Genomic DNA, 15672 nt, shown 5'->3' on the forward strand with positions numbered 1-15672 from the left:
GGCACCATCCCCGATCCGGGACCGGGACCGCGCGTCGTCCGCGGGCGCTCAGCCGGGCTCGGGTCCCTGTGCGGGCGCGTCCTCCGTCGCGGGGACCAGGGCACGCAGCTCGCGGGCCAGCTCCTTGAGCCCGGTCGAGCCCTTGGCGAGCACCCTGTCGGCCTGACCGGCCAGACGGCGCCGGTCCTCGGCCGTGATGTCCTTGGCGGTGAGCACCACCACCGGCACGTCGCGGCTGTCAGGCCGGGCCCGCAGCGCCCGCAGGAACGCGAATCCGTCCATCTCGGGCATCATCAGGTCGAGCAGGATGAGGGATGGGCGCTCCGTCTCCAGGGCTGCCAGAGCGCGCAGGCCGTTCTCGGCCTCGCGGACCGGGAAGCCCTCGCGCGCGAGATAGGCGCAGACGTGCTCGCGGACGTCGGCCTCGTCCTCGACGACGAGGATCGCGCCGTCACCCGAGGCGAGGCGGAAGCGGTCGACGATCTGGCGCAGGCTTCCCCAGTCGATCGGCTTCTGCAGGTAGTCGGTGGCGCCGAGGGAGAAGGCGAGGTTCTGCTCGTCCAGGACCGTCACCATCACGATCGGCGTCGCGCCGATCTCGGGATCGGCCCGGATGGCCCGCAGCACCGCCCATCCGTCCATCTGCGGCATGGTGACGTCGAGGAGCACGGCTCGCGGATGCAGGCTGCGGGCGAGATCGAGCCCGCGCCGACCGTCCTCGGCGACCGTCACCGAGAAGCCCTCGCGCTCCAGGAAGCGCGCCAGCAGATCGCGGGTCGCGGCGTCGTCGTCGACCACCAGGATCGTCCCGCGGTCGCCGTCTCCCGATGCGGCCGGGTCCGCGTCCTCGGCCGCGGCGGCCTCGAAACGGTCCGGCAGCGTCAGCGTGAAGGCGGTGCCCTGCCCCTCGCGGCTGTCCACTGTGATCGAGCCGCCCAGCATCTCGGCGAAGGCCCGGGTGATCGCGAGGCCGAGCCCGGTGCCGCCGAACCGGCGCGTCGTGGAGGCGTCGGCCTGGGTGAACCGCTCGAACAGCTTGCCGACCTGCTCCCGCGTCATGCCGATGCCGGTGTCGGTCACGCAGAAGCGCAGCGCACCGTCCGCCCGGGCGACCGCCAGGGTGATCCGGCCATCCTCGGTGAACTTCGCGGCGTTGCTCAGGAGATTGATCAGGCACTGCCGCAGCTTGGTCACGTCGGTATGCGCGCTGCCCAGGCCCGGCTCCAGCTCCAGCGCCAGGGTGTTGCCCTTCTTGGCGACGAGACCCTCTACCGTGACCGCGACCTCCTGCACCACGGCGGCGACCTCGAAATCCTCCGCGTAGATCTCGACCCGGTCGGCCTCGATCTTCGAGATGTCGAGCACGTCGTTGATCAGGCCGAGGAGGTGGCGGGCGTTGGTCTCGATCTTCTTCATGTCGGTGACGAGATCGGCCTCGCCGATATCCTCCAGCTCCTCCTGCACCATCTCGGAATAGCCGATCACCGCCGAGAGCGGGGTGCGCAGCTCGTGGCTCATATTGGCCAAGAACTGGCTCTTGGCCGCGTTGGCGGCCTCGGCCGCCGCGCGCGCGGCCTCGATCGCGGCCTCGGCCTCCTTGCGCTCGGTGATGTCCGTGTGGGTCCCGACCCACTCCCGCAGGGTGCCGTCGGGTTCGAGGATCGGGACGGCGCGCACGCTCATGTGCCGGTAGGTCCCGGAGGCGGCGCGGATCCGGTGCTCGGTGGCGTAGGGTTCCAGGCTGGTGACAGCGCGGGTCCACGCGGCGCGGGTATGCGCACGGTCCTCCGGGTGGACCGCGTCGAGGAAGCCGAGCCCCGCGTAGGCGGCCTCGTCCTGGCCGGTGAAGCGGGTCCAGGCCGTCTGGCGGCGATGGAGGCTCCCTTCCGGGTTGGCGGTCCAGACGATGGCGGCGCTCGCCTCGATCAGCGAGCGGAAGCGCTCCTCGCTCCGGCGCAGCCGGGCCTCCGCGAGGTGGCGGATGGTCTCGTCGACCACCACGAGGCCGACGCCCTCGACGCTCTGGTCGGCCGCCGCGCTCTCCTCGCCCCGGAGCGGATAGAAGCTCATCGAGAAATGCCGCACGCCGCCCGGCGCCGAGGGGGTCGGCACCGCCACCGGGACGTTCGGCGAGACCAGGCCTTCCGTCAGGGCCGCGGCCAGCTTCGGGGCCAGCTCCTCCCGCAGCGTCGGGAGCATGGCCCAGATCGGCGCGCCGAGATCGGCCCCGAAGCCGCGCTCGCTCATGGTGGCGAGCGCCCGGTTCATGTGCCGGATCTTCAGGTCACGGTCGAGGAAGCCGAGCCCCACCGGCGCGTTGGCCAGCACCCCGTCGAGGAGGCGGGACATCCGCAGGGATTCCTGCCGTCGCACCAGGGCGAGGCGCGCCAGCAGCACGATCGCTCCGAGGGCCGCCGCCGCGGAGAGGAGGAACAGCAGGAGTCCGCGCCACGCTTCGCGCGCCTGGATGGTCGCGAGCTGCTCCAGGGTCGCGGCCTGCCGGGCCGCCGACTCGGCGCGGATCGCGTCCATCAGCTGCTTGCCCTCGCCGGTGCGGACGAGGTCGATGGCGGCGTCGAAGCCCCGGTTCCGCCGCGCCTCCACCACCCGGGCGGCGAAGTCGCGCTTCTGCGCGATCAGCCCGGCGAGCGACGGGCCGCCGGCTCGGACCGACTCCTGCGCGGCGGCGCCGAGGCCGGTCAGCTCCGTGTCGATCTTGGTGAGGGCGGTCGTGTAGGGACGGAGGTAATCCTCGCTGCCGACCAGCACGAAGCCGCGCTCCCCGGTCTCCAGGTCCTTGACCTCGGAGATCAGGCGCTCGATCCCGGCGATCGTCGCGTTCGCCCGGGCGGTCGCGGCCCGGTCGGTCTCGCCGGTCACGTAATTGGCCGTGCCGCTGCCCAGGGCGACGATCAGCAGGATGAAGGCGACGGGCGAGCCGAGGAGCCAGCCCAGCGGGCCGGCGCCGCGCCAATTGCGCCGGCGCAGGCCGAAGATCGATCCGGCGCGCGACGGGGCGCTCACGTTTCCACCAGCCCGGTGGTGGCGCCCGACGCCTCGGAATCCGGCCGGCCGTGCGGCTGGCCGAGATATTCCCGCGACCGCATCTCGATGAGGCGCGAGACGGTCCGGTCGAACTCGAAGGCCTCGCGGCCGGTCCGGGCGGTGTAGAGGTCCTGCGCTTCGGCGGCCGCGGAGGCCACGAGCTTCACGTGCCGGTCGTAGAGCGTGTCGACCAGCGTGATGAAGCGCTTGGCCTCGTTCCGCTCCGCCTCGCCCATCACCGGGATCCCGTCGAGGATCACCGTGTGGTAGGCGCGGGCGAGTGCCATGTAGTCGGAGGCGCCGAGGGGCTGGCGACAGAGATCGTCGAAGCCGAACCGGGCCACGCCGGTCGCCTGCTCGGGAACCGCCACGGCCCGGCCGTGGACCGTGACCGTCGCCGGGAGGCCGCGAGCCTTGCCGGTCAGGGCCTTGAAGGCGGCGTCGAGGGCCGCGCGCGCCGCCGCGTCGGCGGGGACATGGTAGACCGCCGCGCCGCCGAGCTTCTCGAGCCGGAAATCCGTCCGGGAGTCGAGGCGGACGACGGTCACGCGTTCCTGGAGGTTCGCCACGAAGGGCAGGAACAGCGCCCGGTTGAGGCCGCCCTCGTAGAGTCGGTCGGGCTCGACGTTCGAGGTCGCGACGACGGTGACGCCGCGCCGGAACAGATGGTTGAACAGGCGACCCAGGATCATCGCGTCGGCGATGTCGGTGACAGTGAACTCGTCGAAGCACAGCAGGGTCGCCTCGTCGGCCAGCTGGTCGGCCACCGGTCCGATCGGGTCGTCGCCCTTGACGGTGCCGGCCTTCAGCGCCTGACGGTAGGCGTGGATCCGCTCGTGCGCGTCGGCCAGGAAGCCGTGGAAATGGACGCGCCGCTTCGGCTCCGGCGCCGCCTCGTGGAAGAGGTCCATCAGCATGGTCTTCCCGCGCCCGACTGAGCCCCAGATGTACAGGCCCTTGATCGCCTCGGCCTCGTCCTTGCGACGGAACAGCCACCCCAGGGCGCTCGTCTTGCTGGCCCGCTTGCGGCGCTGGAGGTCGACGACCAGCCGGTCGAGGGCGCGCACGAGGTGCGCCTGGGCGGGATCGCGCTCGATGGCGCCGGTGGCGACCAGCGCCTCGTAGCGCTCGTGGACCGGGCCGGGCGAGACCGCACCGGCGAGCGCCGCCGGCGACGGGGCGATGGGCTTGCCGGATCTGTCGTTCACGCCGCCGGTTCCTCGCTGCTGATCGCGGTACCGGTTCGGCACCCCCTGCACCCGCGTCGGCGGTCAACGACCCGGGGCCTGTTCCAGTGCCGCGCAAGCTCGGCCTGAATCAAGCCCGCGGCCGAACAGCCGCGGGCAAGCGTCCCATTGAGGCGTCCCATCGAGGCGTCCCATCGAAGCCTCCCATCGGTCCCACGCATGGCAGGCCCGCGGCCGGCCGGCCCCGCACTCTGCTGCATTGCACAATGAATACGGGGATGCGACATCCCGGCGGTCTCTTGGGAGGAGCGTCCGGATCACCCCGCGCGGCAGCGCGCACGAACCGGAGCTTCATCATGGCGGTACAAGCCCTCGATGGGCCGACCCACACCATCCGGCGTCTCTGGCCGGCGGACCGCGCTGCGGTCCTCGACTATTTCCTGAGGCTGGATCCGGAGACCCGGGCGAGCCGCTTCATGGGCAATGTCAGCGAGGCCGGAGTCCGGGCCTACGCCGCGCAGGCGCTGACCGCGGAGGGCGTGATGTACGGCGCCTTCGTGGGCGGCGTGCTGCGCGGTCTCGCCGAGTTGCGGCCGATGGGGCCGGGCGCGTCCCGCTACGCCCTGGGGCCGCACGCTGAGGCGGCCTTCGCGGTCGAGCAGACCTTCCGCCGCAAGGGGATCGGGGCCGCCCTGTTCGCCCGGATCGCCCGCGCGGCGCGGCATCGCGGCGTCAAGGATCTCCACGTCCGCTGCCTGTCGGGAAACGGGCCCATGCTGCGGCTCGCGGCCAAGCACGGGGCGGCCCTCCAGCACGAGGGGCGCGAGACCGAGGGCGCCCTGCACCTCGCGCGTCCGACGCCGTTCTCGCTCTGGTACGAGGGGATCGCGGAGGCGTTCGACTTCACCCTGGCGGCGGGCTTCCCGGAGCGGGTGCAGGCCGGGCGCTGAAGGCAGGCTCAGCCGGCGATGTCGCCGACGAGGGCGAAGGTCAGGAGATCCACGGACGTCGCCCCGCCGCGCAGGAGCGCGCGGGCGGCGGCGTTGCCGGTGGCGCCGGTGGTCATGACGTCGTCCACGAGGAGGACCCGGCGCCCGCGGACGCGGTGCTGCTCGGCGGAAGCGACCCGGAAGGCGCCGCTCAGGTTCTCGGCCCGCGCCGCGCGGCTCAGGCCGACCTGGGATCGCGTGGCCCGCACGCGCACCAGGGCCGTGGCGACGCACGGCCGCCCCGCCGCATCCGCGATCGCCCGCGCCAGCAGGGCGGACTGGTTGAAGCGCCGCCGCCACAGGCGTCCGCGATGGAGCGGTACCGGCACGAGGCACTCGGCCTCGGCGATCAGGGTCCGGCCGCTCGCGGCCATCATCCGGGCCATCACGCCGGCGAGATCGAGCCGGTCCTCGTATTTCAGGCGATGGACGAGCCGCCGCGCCACGGAATCGTAGAGGGCGACCGCCCGGGCGCGGCCGAAGACCGGCGGTTCCGCGATGGCCCGGGGCGACACCAGCGGGCCGACCCCGAGGTCGACCGCGAAGGGCGTACCGTAGCGCTGGCACACCGGTTCCTCGATCAGGCGCAGGCTCGACCAGCAGGACGGACAGAGGGCGCCCGGGTCGGCGGTGGCGCCGCCGCAGCCCGCGCAGGTGGGCGGGTAGATCAGGGAGACGACCCCGCGCGGCAGACCGCGCAGGGCCGTGGCGACGGCCTGGAAGGCCGTCATGCGCGCGACGCGCTCCCGCAGACCCGGCTTACTGGGCCGAGACGGGGCGCGCCTGCGGCGCCATCTGCTGCCGCTCGACCTGACGGTCGCGAGCGTTGGCGCGGTGGCGGCCGATGGCGCAGCCGGCCGCGGCGCCGACGAGGCCGTGATGGCCGGCGTAGTGACCCGCGATGCCGCCGACGATGGCGCCCTTGATGCAGCCCTTCGCCTCGGCGCCGCCCGCGGCGGCCAGGGTGGTGAGGGCCACGGCGGCCCCGACGAGCATTCGCTTCATGATGTGTGCTCCCTGAGGAATCTCGGCCGTTGGGCCGGTTGCAGCAGGAACAGCGACGCTCCCGAGTCGTTCCAGCATCCTAGCGCAGCTCACGAGACCGTGCGCGGCGACGGTGGCGCGACGCGACCGCAGATGCCATCTGCCCCCCGATGGATGCTCCCGCCGCCCTGTTCGACACGCGCCTCGCCCGCCGCCGCCTCGCCCGTGCCGGGCGCCTCGGCTACCCGGGCTTCCTCCTCGACCGCCTCGCCGAGGATCTCGACGACCGGCTCGGCGCCGTCCTGCGCAGCTTCGTCTCTGTTCTCGACCTCACCACGCCGCGTCCCGTGGCGACCCGGCTGCTCGCCGCCCGCTATCCGGCGGCGCGGCATGTCCGCCTCGCGGCCCTGCCGGAGCCGGACGGCGACCTGATCGTCGGAGATCCCGAAGCGCTGCCGCTGGCGACCGGGAGCCTGGACCTCGCGGTGTCGCTGCTGGCCCTCCACGCCGTGAACGACCTCCCCGGCACGCTGATCCAGCTGCGCCGCGCCCTGCGGCCGGACGGGCTGTTCGTCGGCTGCCTGCTCGGCGGCGCGACGCTGACGGAGCTGCGCCAGAGCTTCGCCCAGGCCGAGAGCGAGGTCGAGGGTGGGGTCAGCCCCCGCGTGGCGCCCTTCGCGGCGGTGCGCGAGGCCGGCGGCCTGCTGCAGCGGGCGGGCTTCGCGCTGCCGGTGGCCGATACCGACACGCTGACGGTCCGCTACGCCGACCCGTTCGGCCTGATGCGCGACCTGCGGGCCATGGGCATGACCAACGTGCTCACCGAGCGGCGGCGGACGCCGCTGCGGCGGGCGACGTTGCTGCGCATGGCCGAGATCTACGCCGAGCGGTTCTCGGACCCGGACGGTCGCGTGCGGGCGACCTTCGAGGTGCTGTGGCTCTCGGGCTGGGCGCCGCACGAGACCCAGCAGAAGCCCCTGCGGCCCGGGACCGCGAAGACGCGCCTCGCCGACGCGCTCGGGACCGTCGAGTTGAAGCCCGAGGGAGGGAACACGCCATGAAGCTGCCCGGACCGGACCACCCGATCACCGTCGAGCCCGAGTCCCGCCGCGTCCGCGTCGTCGTGGCGGGCGCCGCGGTCGCCGAGACCCGGAACGCCCTGCGGCTGCAGGAGGCTCAGTACCCACCGGTCTTCTACGTGCCGCGAAGCGACATCCGCGCCGATTGTTTCGTCGCCTCGGCGCGGACGAGCCACTGCCCGTACAAGGGCGACGCCCACTATTTCGACCTCGTCGTCGACGGCGATCGGCGCCCCGACGCGGTCTGGAGCTACGGCGACCCGTACCCGGCCGTCGCGGCAATCCGCGACCACGTGGCTTTCTACCCGGACCGGGTCGACGCCATCGTGCTGGAGGACTGAGCCGGCCGCGCGTCCGGTTCAGTCGCGCACGAGGCTCCAGAACCCGTGCTTGCGGCCGTGCGCCCGCCGCAGAGCAGCGCGGTAGGCCTGCGGATCCGGATCGACGTCGCCGGTCGCGATGCGCCCCGCCAGGGCGTCGAGCTCCGCGAGGTAGCGCGCGCCGTGCGGGTAGGCGGCGCTGCGGCCGGTCTCGAGGATCGAGTCGAGGAGCCGGCGATACAGGATCGTCGCGGCCCGGGGGTGATCCTGCGCCAGCGCCTCGGCGACCGGCGCCAGCACCGCGTACTGGTCGCCCTGCCAGGTCTCAGGCCGCGCGACGACCAGCGCGGCCGCACGGCGCAGATCCGGCCAGGCCGCCAGGAAGGCGAGCGCCCGGTGCGGCTGCGGGAAGGCCTCGGCGTGGTCGAGGGCGCGCCGGAGCGCCTCCTCGTCCTCGAAATCCGGAAGCTTGGCGAGGAAGGTGCGCAGCATCGGCGCGTCGAGTTCGCGCTCGAACCGCCCCCAGCGCAGGGCCTGCGCCTCATCGCCCCGGCCGAGCGCGTCGAGGATCTCGATCTCCAGCGCCTGCCGTTCCCGCTCGGGTCCGCGCAGGTCGAAGCCGGCGATCAGGTCGGCCCGCGTGGCGATGCGCAGGCCCGGGTCCTGCATGCGCCGGATCCAGTCCAGCGCCTCGGTGGCGCGCGCGGCGTCGAGGAGCCGCCGGGCAATCGCGACGCGGTTCTCCCGCCCCGGCAAGGTCGCCCGCTCCAGGGCGATGAAGGTGTCGGTGTCGCCGCGCCGGTCGGCGACGGCCTGGCGCAGGCGCAGGATCTGGATCCGGGCCGCCTGCCGGTGATGGGTCGCGTCGCGGCGGGGATCCCCACCCTGCGGCAGCGCCGCCTCGGCGGCGGCGAGCCGGTCGTCGATCTCCGCGAGGGATGGCTCGGGCAGCGCCGGGATCATCTCGCCGAGGACGGTTCCGAGGGGGCCGAACGGATCCGCCGCGAACGGCTCGACGAGGCGCGCGGCCACCCCGGCAGCGTCCTCCGGCGGCAGGGCGCCTGCGATCTCTACGAAGGCCGCGGCGGCGCGGTCGAACACGCCCTGCACGGCGCCGGTGCTGTCGTCGACGCGGTTCAGGACCGCGTCGGCGCCGTCGAGGAAGCGGCGGAGCCGGTCGAGCGCGGCCCCCGCATCGAGGGGCCGCAGCTCGTTGAGGATCACCGTCACGGTCGTGTTGAGGTCGGCCGCGAAGGTCCGGCGCTTCTGCCAGTCGATGTAGCCCTGGGCGCCCTCGAGGGCCGTCAGCCGCCGGTCGACGATCGCCGCGACGGCCTCGGGGCCCTGGAGCGAGGCGAGCGCGGCGCTCACCAGCTTCTTGAAGGCCGGGTTGCGCCCGGTCTCGCCGAGGATCAGCGCGATCAGCCGGTCCGGGCCGAGCGCCGCCAGCGTCTCCGGCGACGGGGTCGTCCGCCGCGCGCCCTTCGGCAAGGCGGGCGCCCTGCGGCCGGCCGGCGCCGCCGTCGGGGTTACGCGCCGCGCACGCGCCACGAGATTTCCCGCCGTTGCGGACGATCGCGCATGTCCGTCCCGTCCGCCGCGGCTACTCCACGACCCGGGCGCGGGGCCGGTCGCTGCCCTGCGCCGTCTCGTCGTGCCAGCCGCCGGCCTGATCCTGGTAGCGGATCCCCTCGGTCGACCCGGGGACCTGCTGCTCCGCCGCCGCGGCCTGCGCCGCCTGCAGCGCCTCCTCGCGGCTCGGGAACGTCTCGGAGAACACGTCGCCGACCTTGTAGGCGAAGCCGCCGTCGTGCTCGACGATGCGATAGGTTACCTCGGACATCACGCCTCCTGTACGCGCCCTCATCGTTGACCGCGAACCCGCCGGACGCGCCGGGGTTCCAGGCGACGGGGCCTCGGCCTCCGATCCGCCGGAAAGTGGCCCTAACCCGGCACGGTCCCGGCACGCAGACGACGACGATGCAGCTTCGCCCGATCCTCGCCCTTGCCCTTCTCCTGGTCGCCCGACCCGCGAGCGCCGAGGAGGGCTTCCTCGACAAGCTGTTCGGCGGCTCCGGGCGCGGGGCGCCGCCCAACCCCTTCGCGTCGAACTATCCCTCGGCGCCGCCGACCGCGGAGGAGGCGCGCGCCGCGCGGGAGCGGCGCTCGGTCCGCGGCGAGCGCGGTTCGCCGGCCGGTCCCCTGCCCCCGGGGCGTATCCCGGAGGAGTGAGGCGCCTCAGGAGTCCCCGACGACGCCGGCCTCGTCCTGCGCCTGCAGCACGTCCGGGCGCGGCATCGAGATGATGTTGTAGCCGGCATCGACGAAGTGGACCTCGCCGGTGACGCCGCCCGAGAGCGGCGACAGCAGGTAGAGGGCCGAACCGCCGACATCCTCCAGGCTGACCGTGCGCCGCAGAGGCGCGTGCGCCCGCTGGTGGTTGAACATCAGTCGCGCGTCGGCGATCCCGGCCCCGGCCAGCGTCCGCATCGGGCCGGCGGAGAGCGCGTTGACCCGGATCCCGTCCGGGCCCAGGTCGCTCGCCAGGTAGCGCACCGAGGCCTCGAGCGCCGCTTTGGCGACGCCCATGACGTTGTAGTTCGGCATGACCCGGGTCGCGCCGCCGTAGGTCAGGGTCAGCAGCGAGCCGCCCTGGCTCATCCGCTTGGCCGCGCGCTGCGCGATCTCGGTGAACGAGAAGCACGAGATCGTCATCGTGCGCACGAAATTCTCGCGCGTCGTCACGTCGACGTAGCGGCCCTTGAGCTGCGCCTTGTCGGAGAAGCCGATGGCGTGGACCACGAAGTCGAGGCCGCCATCGAATCGGGCGTCCAGGGCCTCGAAGGTCGCGTCGACCGAGGCCAGATCCTCGACGTCGCAGGGCAGGACGATGTCCGAATCGAGCTTGGCGGCGAGGGGCGCCACCCGGCGGCCCAGGGCCTCGCCCTGGTACGTGAAGGCCAGTCGCGCGCCCTGGGCATGCAGCGCCTTGGCGATCCCCCAGGCGATCGAGTGATCGTTCGCGACGCCCATGATCAGGCCGCGCTTGCCCGCCATCAAACCCGTCATGCCGACTCACATCCTGACCGACCACGCCGGACCCGCGAAGCGGGTCCCGACCGCGGTCGCGACCAGCGAACCGCGGCAGGCTGCCTTAACGCGGCTCGCGCCGCGATCCAAACGCGACACCGGCAGACGGCGGGCAAAAAAAAGCCCCGCCGGCGGGCGGGGCGTTTGTGGCGTCGTAGGCCGGGCTCAGAAATGCCCGTCCGTGTGGGAATCGGCTTCTTCCAGCGCGGCCTGCTTCGCGTAGATCGCCGCGACACCGGCGATCATGAGGCCGCCCAATGTTCCGAAGATGAAAGTCCCCATCGCCACCACCAGATCTCAACAGCGGGTAAACGCCGGCCTGCGGCCGGCGGTTCCGCGCCGGGCGATCAGGCGTCGACGTGCTTCAGGACCAGGGTGGCGTTGGTGCCGCCGAAGCCGAAGGAATTGGTCAGCACGTGGCCGAGCTGCACGTCGTCCCGGCGCTGTTGCAGGATCGGCATGTCGGCGAAGGCCGGGTCGAGCGTGTCGATGTGCGCGCTCTCGCAGATGAAGCCGTTGTTCATCATCAGCAGGCTGTAGATCGCCTCCTGCACGCCGGTGGCGCCCAGGGAATGGCCAGTCAGCGACTTGGTGGCCGAGATCGGCGGGCAATCCTCGCCGCGGCCGAACACCTCGCGGATCGCCTCGATCTCCTTGTCGTCGCCGACCGGGGTCGAGGTGGCGTGCGGGTTGATGTAGTCGATCCGCGCGCCCTTCAGCCCGTCCAGCGCCTGGCGCATGCAGCGCACGGCGCCCTCGCCCGACGGCGCGACCATGTCGTGGCCGTCCGAGGTGGCGCCGTAGCCCGCGACCTCGCCGTAGATCCGGGCGCCGCGCGCCTTGGCGTGCTCCAACTCCTCCAGGACCAGCACGCCGGCGCCGCCCGCGATGACGAAACCGTCGCGGTTGGCGTCGTAGGCGCGGGAGGCACGGGACGGCGTGTCGTTGTACTTCGACGACATGGCGCCCATGGCGTCGAACAGCACCGAGAGCGTCCAGTCGAGATCCTCGCAGCCGCCCGCGAAGATGATGTCCTGCCGGCCGCCCTGGATGATCTCGGCGGCGTTGCCGATGCAGTGATTCGAGGTCGCGCAGGCGGAGGAAATCGAGTAGTTCACGCCGCGGATCTTGAACCACGTCGCGAGCGTCGCCGAGGCGGTCGACGACATCGCCTTCGGCACGGCGAACGGGCCGATGCGCTTGGGACCCTTGTCCCGCGCGATGCCGGCGGCCTCCACGATCACGCGGGTCGAGGGACCGCCCGAGCCCATGATGATGCCGGTGCGCTCGTTCGAGATGTCGCCCTGATCCAGGCCGGCATCCTGGATCGCCTGATCCATGGCGACGTGATTCCAGGCGGTCCCGCCGCCGTGGAAGCGCATCGCGCGCCGGTCCACCACGCCCTCGGGATCGAGGGTGGGCGCGCCGGAGACCTGGCTGCGGAAGCCGTGCTCGGCGTAGCTGGCGTCGCGCGCGATGCCCGAGCGGGCCTCGCGCAGGGAGGCGAGCACCTCCTGCGTGTTGTTGCCGATGGACGAGACGATGCCCATCCCGGTGATGACGACACGGCGCATGATGGTGACACTACCTCCGTCGCGGTCCCGGTCGCCCGGGCCGCGTCACGGTCAGCTAAGGTGACGCGGACACAATCTCAACCGCCGAGACCGTCCGGCGTTGCGGCCAAGCCGCGAACCGGACGCGCGGCGGCTGCGGCTCAGCTCTGGAACAGGCCGACCCGCATGTCCTGGACCTGATAGACGCGCTCGCCATCGGCCTCGAGCCAGCCGTCGCCGATGCCGAGCACGAGCTTGCCCTGACGGACCCGCTTCACGTCGACATTGTAGACGACCTTCTTGATCGTCGGCAGCACCTGGCCGGCGAGCTTCACCTCGCCGACGCCCAGGGCGCGGCCGCGGCCCGGCGAGCCCAGCCAGCCGAGATGGAAGCCCAGCATCTGCCAGAGGGCGTCGAGGCCGAGGCAGCCCGGCATCACCGGGTCGCCCTGGAAATGGCAGGGGAAGAACCAGAGGTCCGGCCGGATGTCGAGCTCGGCCGTCACGTGCCCCTTGCCGTGGGCGCCGCCCTCGGTCCCGATGGACGTGATCCGGTCGAACATCAGCATCGGCGGCAGCGGCAACTGCGCGTTGCCGGATCCGAAGAGTTCGCCGCGCCCGCAGGCCAGAAGATCCTCGTAGGAATAGTGCGACCGGCGGTTCGCACCATGCGCTTGTGTCTCGGCGTCTGGCGGCATTGCGTTGGCTGTTTCCTCGGATGTGCGCGATCTTCACGTCGCGGGCGACTATACTCGGCCCATCGGCTGGCGCGCGGGTTAGCACGGGGCGCCGCGCCTTCAAAGCCTGCAGCCGCGGGTATGCGGCAACGCTCGGGTTGCGACTGTCCGACCACTTCAATATACTGAGGAGACATCCGTTCCTTCAGGCCCCTCGTCGAGCGTTCAGTCCAGCGATGTCCGAACCGGTGCCATTCCAGGCCGTCTTCAACGGCCGGGTCCCCGCCCCCCAGTTGGAGGCCAACGGGACTCCGCGCCGCGGCTGTCCGCTGTCCGACCTGCGCGACCGTCTGCGTCGGGCCGGCCTGCGCCCGACGCGGCAGCGCCTGTCCCTGGGCTGGCTGCTCTTCGGCCGCGGCGACCGCCACCTGACGGCGGAGATGCTGTACGACGAGGCGATGCGCGCCAAGGTGCCGGTCTCGCTGGCGACCGTCTACAACACGCTGCACCAGTTCACCGAGGCCGGGCTCCTGCGCCAGCTCGCGCTCGACGGGTCGAAGGCCTATTTCGACACGAACCCGACCGAGCACCACCATTTCTACCTGGAGGACGAGAGCCAGGTGATCGACATGCCGGATTGCGGCATCACGGTCGATTCGCTGCCCGAGGCGCCCGAGGGCATGGAGATCGCCGGGGTCGAGGTGATCGTGCGCCTGCGCCGCAGCCGTCCGGCGGGCCGCCGCCAGGGCTGAGGCCCGGGTCCAACGCAGTACGCGAGCGACGCGAGGCCCGGCATCGTCCGGGCCTTCGCTTTTTCGGGTTGCCGGCGTGCCGGGAGCTGGCGCGCCGCCGCCCGGAATGACGGACGGGCGCCGTCGGGGCGCCCGGACCGCTATTCCACGACCTCGTTCGGGTAGACGCCCCACAGGCGATTCTGGCGGATGTAGCCGTCGACGTCCCGCTTGTTGGGCAGCGCGACGATCATGCGGCACCACGTGCCGGTGCAGCTCTTGACGCTCCCGATTACGCCGGTCTGGAGCTTGGCCTCGTCGTCGGCGCCGTCGTCGGCCTTGGCCCGCAGCGACACGGCCGCCTTCTCGACACCCTTGTCGGGGCCGGCATTCACGATGGCGGTGCGGCGCCCGGACAGCAGCGAGTGCAGCACCCAGCCCTCGGTGCCCTCCGAATCGCGGATCCTGCGCCAGGTCTCGAACTCGCCCACGATCTCGACCGGCAGGCCGGCCCGCTGGAACACCCAGAGCGTCCGGTGATCCTTCGAGGGGCCTTCGCGGAGGTTGACCCGATCGGTCTTCAGGCTCGCGTAGCGCGGCAGCGGCAGCTTGGTCACCGGCCCGACCCCGGCCTCGGGGCCGGTCGGCGGCGCCGCGCGGGCACCGGTCGCGAGGCCGCCGGCCAGCACCGCCGCGACGGCGAGGCTGAGGCGTGACACGCGCATGGTCGTCTCCCTATCCAGACGTGGCGTTGCTGGGCGCCGGACATGTCGAAAGCGGGGCCGGTTCGACACGCGGACCGGTCCGCATCCGATTGTGTTCCGGCCCACCTCTGGTAGAGAGGCCGATGGGTCGGAACAGGCTCCGGAACCGGCGCCCCGTGACCGATCCTGTCTGGCCGAGTTCGGTTAACGGACGCTTGCGGGACGCGGTCCGGGCGGGAGCCGCCGGGCGCGAGCCGCAATCAAGGCCGCTGGGCTGACGGGGGAGAGAGACGTGTCGAAGCGCAAGCCGCTGGTGGTCGTGACGCGGCGCCTGCCGGATGCCGTCGAGACGCGGATGCGCGAGCTGTTCGACGTCCGGCTCAATTCCGAGGACGCGCCGATGGCGCCGGACGCGATGGCGTCGGCCCTGCGCGAGGCCGACGTGCTCGTCCCCACCGTGACCGACGAGATCGATGCCGGGCTGATCGCCCAGGCCGGCCCGAACCTCCGCCTGATCGCCAATTTCGGCAACGGCGTCGATCACATCGACGTGGCGGCGGCACTGGAGCGCGGCATCACGGTCACCAACACGCCCGGCGTGCTGACCGAGGACACCGCCGACATGACGATGGCGCTGATCCTCGCGGTCGCCCGCCGGGTCACCGAGGGCGCGCGGATCATCCCGGACGACGAGTGGACCACCGGCTGGTCGCCGACCTGGATGCTCGGCCGGCGCATCACCGGCAAGCGCCTCGGCATCGTCGGCATGGGCCGGATCGGCCAGGCGCTGGCCAAGCGCGCCCGCGCCTTCGGACTGCAGGTGCACTACCACAACCGCCGCCGGGTGCCGGCCGCCATCGAGAGCGCGCTGGACGCGACCTACTGGGAATCCCTCGACCAGATGCTGGCGCGCGTCGACATCGTGTCGGTGAACTGCCCGCACACGCCCGCCACCTACCATCTGCTCTCGGCCCGGCGCCTCAAGCTGCTCAAGCCCGAGGCGATCGTGGTCAACACGGCCCGCGGCGAGGTGATCGACGAGAACGCCCTGGCGCGCCTGATCGAGGGCGGGGAGGTCTCGGCGGCCGGCCTCGACGTGTTCGAGCAGGAGCCCGCCGTCAGCCCGCGCCTCGTCAAGCTCGCCCGCCAGGGCAAGGTCGTCCTCCTGCCCCACATGGGCTCGGCGACCTACGAGAGCCGCACCGACATGGGCGAGAAGGTCATCATCAACATCAAGACCTTCATGGACGGACACCGGCCGCCGGACCGCATCCTGCCGAGCATGCTCTGAGCGGCGGACACTCAGCAGCGGA

Annotated in this window: 17 protein-coding genes; 6 read left to right on the forward strand and 11 right to left on the reverse strand. The window is 72.4% G+C overall.

What is annotated here, in order from left to right; all coding sequences use genetic code 11:
• Positions 1-48 precede the first annotated feature (48 nt).
• Positions 49-3024, reverse strand: coding sequence for a response regulator (locus BLW78_RS03540; protein ID WP_091676712.1), 2976 nt, complete (start codon positions 3022-3024; stop codon positions 49-51).
• Entirely contained in the window at positions 3021-4253 is a 1233-nt protein-coding gene (gene zapE / locus BLW78_RS03545; protein ID WP_056529318.1) for a cell division protein ZapE, read from the reverse strand. The genes BLW78_RS03540 and zapE overlap by 4 nt, the downstream gene beginning before the upstream one ends.
• 335 nt (positions 4254-4588) lie before the next feature.
• Here zapE and BLW78_RS03550 point away from each other — a divergent pair, with 335 nt between their 5' ends.
• Entirely contained in the window at positions 4589-5182 is a 594-nt protein-coding gene (locus tag BLW78_RS03550; protein WP_020092128.1) for a GNAT family N-acetyltransferase, read from the forward strand.
• Between the two features lie 8 nt (positions 5183-5190).
• On the opposite strand, the gene BLW78_RS03555 is transcribed toward BLW78_RS03550, so the two are convergent.
• Positions 5191-5952 (reverse strand): ComF family protein, encoded by a 762-nt coding sequence (locus tag BLW78_RS03555; protein ID WP_020092127.1) that lies wholly within the window; start codon positions 5950-5952, stop codon positions 5191-5193.
• A gap of 28 nt (positions 5953-5980) precedes the next feature.
• Positions 5981-6226 (reverse strand): hypothetical protein, encoded by a 246-nt coding sequence (locus tag BLW78_RS03560; protein ID WP_020092126.1) that lies wholly within the window; start codon positions 6224-6226, stop codon positions 5981-5983.
• A 149-nt stretch (positions 6227-6375) separates the two neighbouring features.
• On the opposite strand from BLW78_RS03560, the gene BLW78_RS03565 reads away from it, so the two are divergent.
• Both BLW78_RS03565 and BLW78_RS03570 read left to right on the forward strand, forming a co-directional pair.
• Positions 6376-7266, forward strand: a complete 891-nt coding sequence (locus BLW78_RS03565) for a methyltransferase domain-containing protein (RefSeq protein WP_091676715.1) — start codon at positions 6376-6378, stop codon at positions 7264-7266.
• A complete protein-coding gene (locus BLW78_RS03570) occupies positions 7263-7625 on the forward strand; it encodes a DUF427 domain-containing protein (RefSeq protein WP_056528925.1) in 363 nt (120 codons plus the stop codon). Before BLW78_RS03565 ends, BLW78_RS03570 begins: the two co-directional genes overlap by 4 nt.
• An 18-nt stretch (positions 7626-7643) precedes the next feature.
• On the opposite strand, the gene BLW78_RS03575 is transcribed toward BLW78_RS03570, so the two are convergent.
• Together BLW78_RS03575 and BLW78_RS03580 are read right to left on the reverse strand one after the other, a co-directional pair.
• Entirely contained in the window at positions 7644-9155 is a 1512-nt protein-coding gene (locus BLW78_RS03575; RefSeq protein WP_091676718.1) for a DUF6880 family protein, read from the reverse strand.
• Between the two features lie 52 nt (positions 9156-9207).
• Positions 9208-9447 (reverse strand): hypothetical protein, encoded by a 240-nt coding sequence (locus BLW78_RS03580; RefSeq protein WP_020092122.1) that lies wholly within the window; start codon positions 9445-9447, stop codon positions 9208-9210.
• Between the two features lie 137 nt (positions 9448-9584).
• On the opposite strand from BLW78_RS03580, the gene BLW78_RS03585 reads away from it, so the two are divergent.
• Positions 9585-9836, forward strand: a complete 252-nt coding sequence (locus BLW78_RS03585; protein ID WP_042672450.1) for a hypothetical protein — start codon at positions 9585-9587, stop codon at positions 9834-9836.
• A gap of 6 nt (positions 9837-9842) precedes the next feature.
• Here the strand turns inward: BLW78_RS03585 and fabI are convergent, their stop codons facing one another.
• From fabI to fabA, 4 genes are all read right to left on the reverse strand, one after another.
• Entirely contained in the window at positions 9843-10673 is an 831-nt protein-coding gene (fabI, locus tag BLW78_RS03590) for an enoyl-ACP reductase FabI (protein ID WP_091676721.1), read from the reverse strand.
• Between the two features lie 186 nt (positions 10674-10859).
• A complete protein-coding gene (locus BLW78_RS31975; protein ID WP_272481342.1) occupies positions 10860-10985 on the reverse strand; it encodes a hypothetical protein in 126 nt (41 codons plus the stop codon).
• A gap of 56 nt (positions 10986-11041) precedes the next feature.
• Entirely contained in the window at positions 11042-12268 is a 1227-nt protein-coding gene (gene fabB, locus BLW78_RS03595) for a beta-ketoacyl-ACP synthase I (RefSeq protein WP_091676723.1), read from the reverse strand.
• A 140-nt stretch (positions 12269-12408) separates the two neighbouring features.
• Positions 12409-12945 carry a 3-hydroxyacyl-[acyl-carrier-protein] dehydratase FabA gene (fabA, locus tag BLW78_RS03600; RefSeq protein WP_091676726.1) on the reverse strand — a complete coding sequence of 179 codons (537 nt, stop codon included), beginning with the start codon at positions 12943-12945 and terminating at the stop codon, positions 12409-12411.
• A 215-nt stretch (positions 12946-13160) separates the two neighbouring features.
• Between fabA and irr the strand changes: the two genes are divergently transcribed.
• Complete coding sequence (gene irr / locus BLW78_RS03605; protein WP_012319639.1) at positions 13161-13676, forward strand: Fur family transcriptional regulator Irr; 516 nt, start codon at positions 13161-13163, stop codon at positions 13674-13676.
• A gap of 140 nt (positions 13677-13816) precedes the next feature.
• Here the strand turns inward: irr and BLW78_RS03610 are convergent, their stop codons facing one another.
• Positions 13817-14380 carry an SH3 domain-containing protein gene (locus BLW78_RS03610; RefSeq protein ID WP_091676730.1) on the reverse strand — a complete coding sequence of 188 codons (564 nt, stop codon included), beginning with the start codon at positions 14378-14380 and terminating at the stop codon, positions 13817-13819.
• A gap of 271 nt (positions 14381-14651) precedes the next feature.
• Here BLW78_RS03610 and BLW78_RS03615 point away from each other — a divergent pair, with 271 nt between their 5' ends.
• The gene (locus BLW78_RS03615) at positions 14652-15650 is read left to right on the forward strand and encodes a 2-hydroxyacid dehydrogenase (RefSeq protein ID WP_020092116.1); all 999 of its coding nucleotides are present in this window, start codon (positions 14652-14654) and stop codon (positions 15648-15650) included.
• The last annotated feature ends 22 nt before the right edge of the window (positions 15651-15672 follow it).

Origin of the sequence: Methylobacterium sp. 275MFSha3.1 (assembly GCF_900108435.1) — a bacterium.
Taxonomy (GTDB): Bacteria; Pseudomonadota; Alphaproteobacteria; order Rhizobiales; family Beijerinckiaceae; genus Methylobacterium.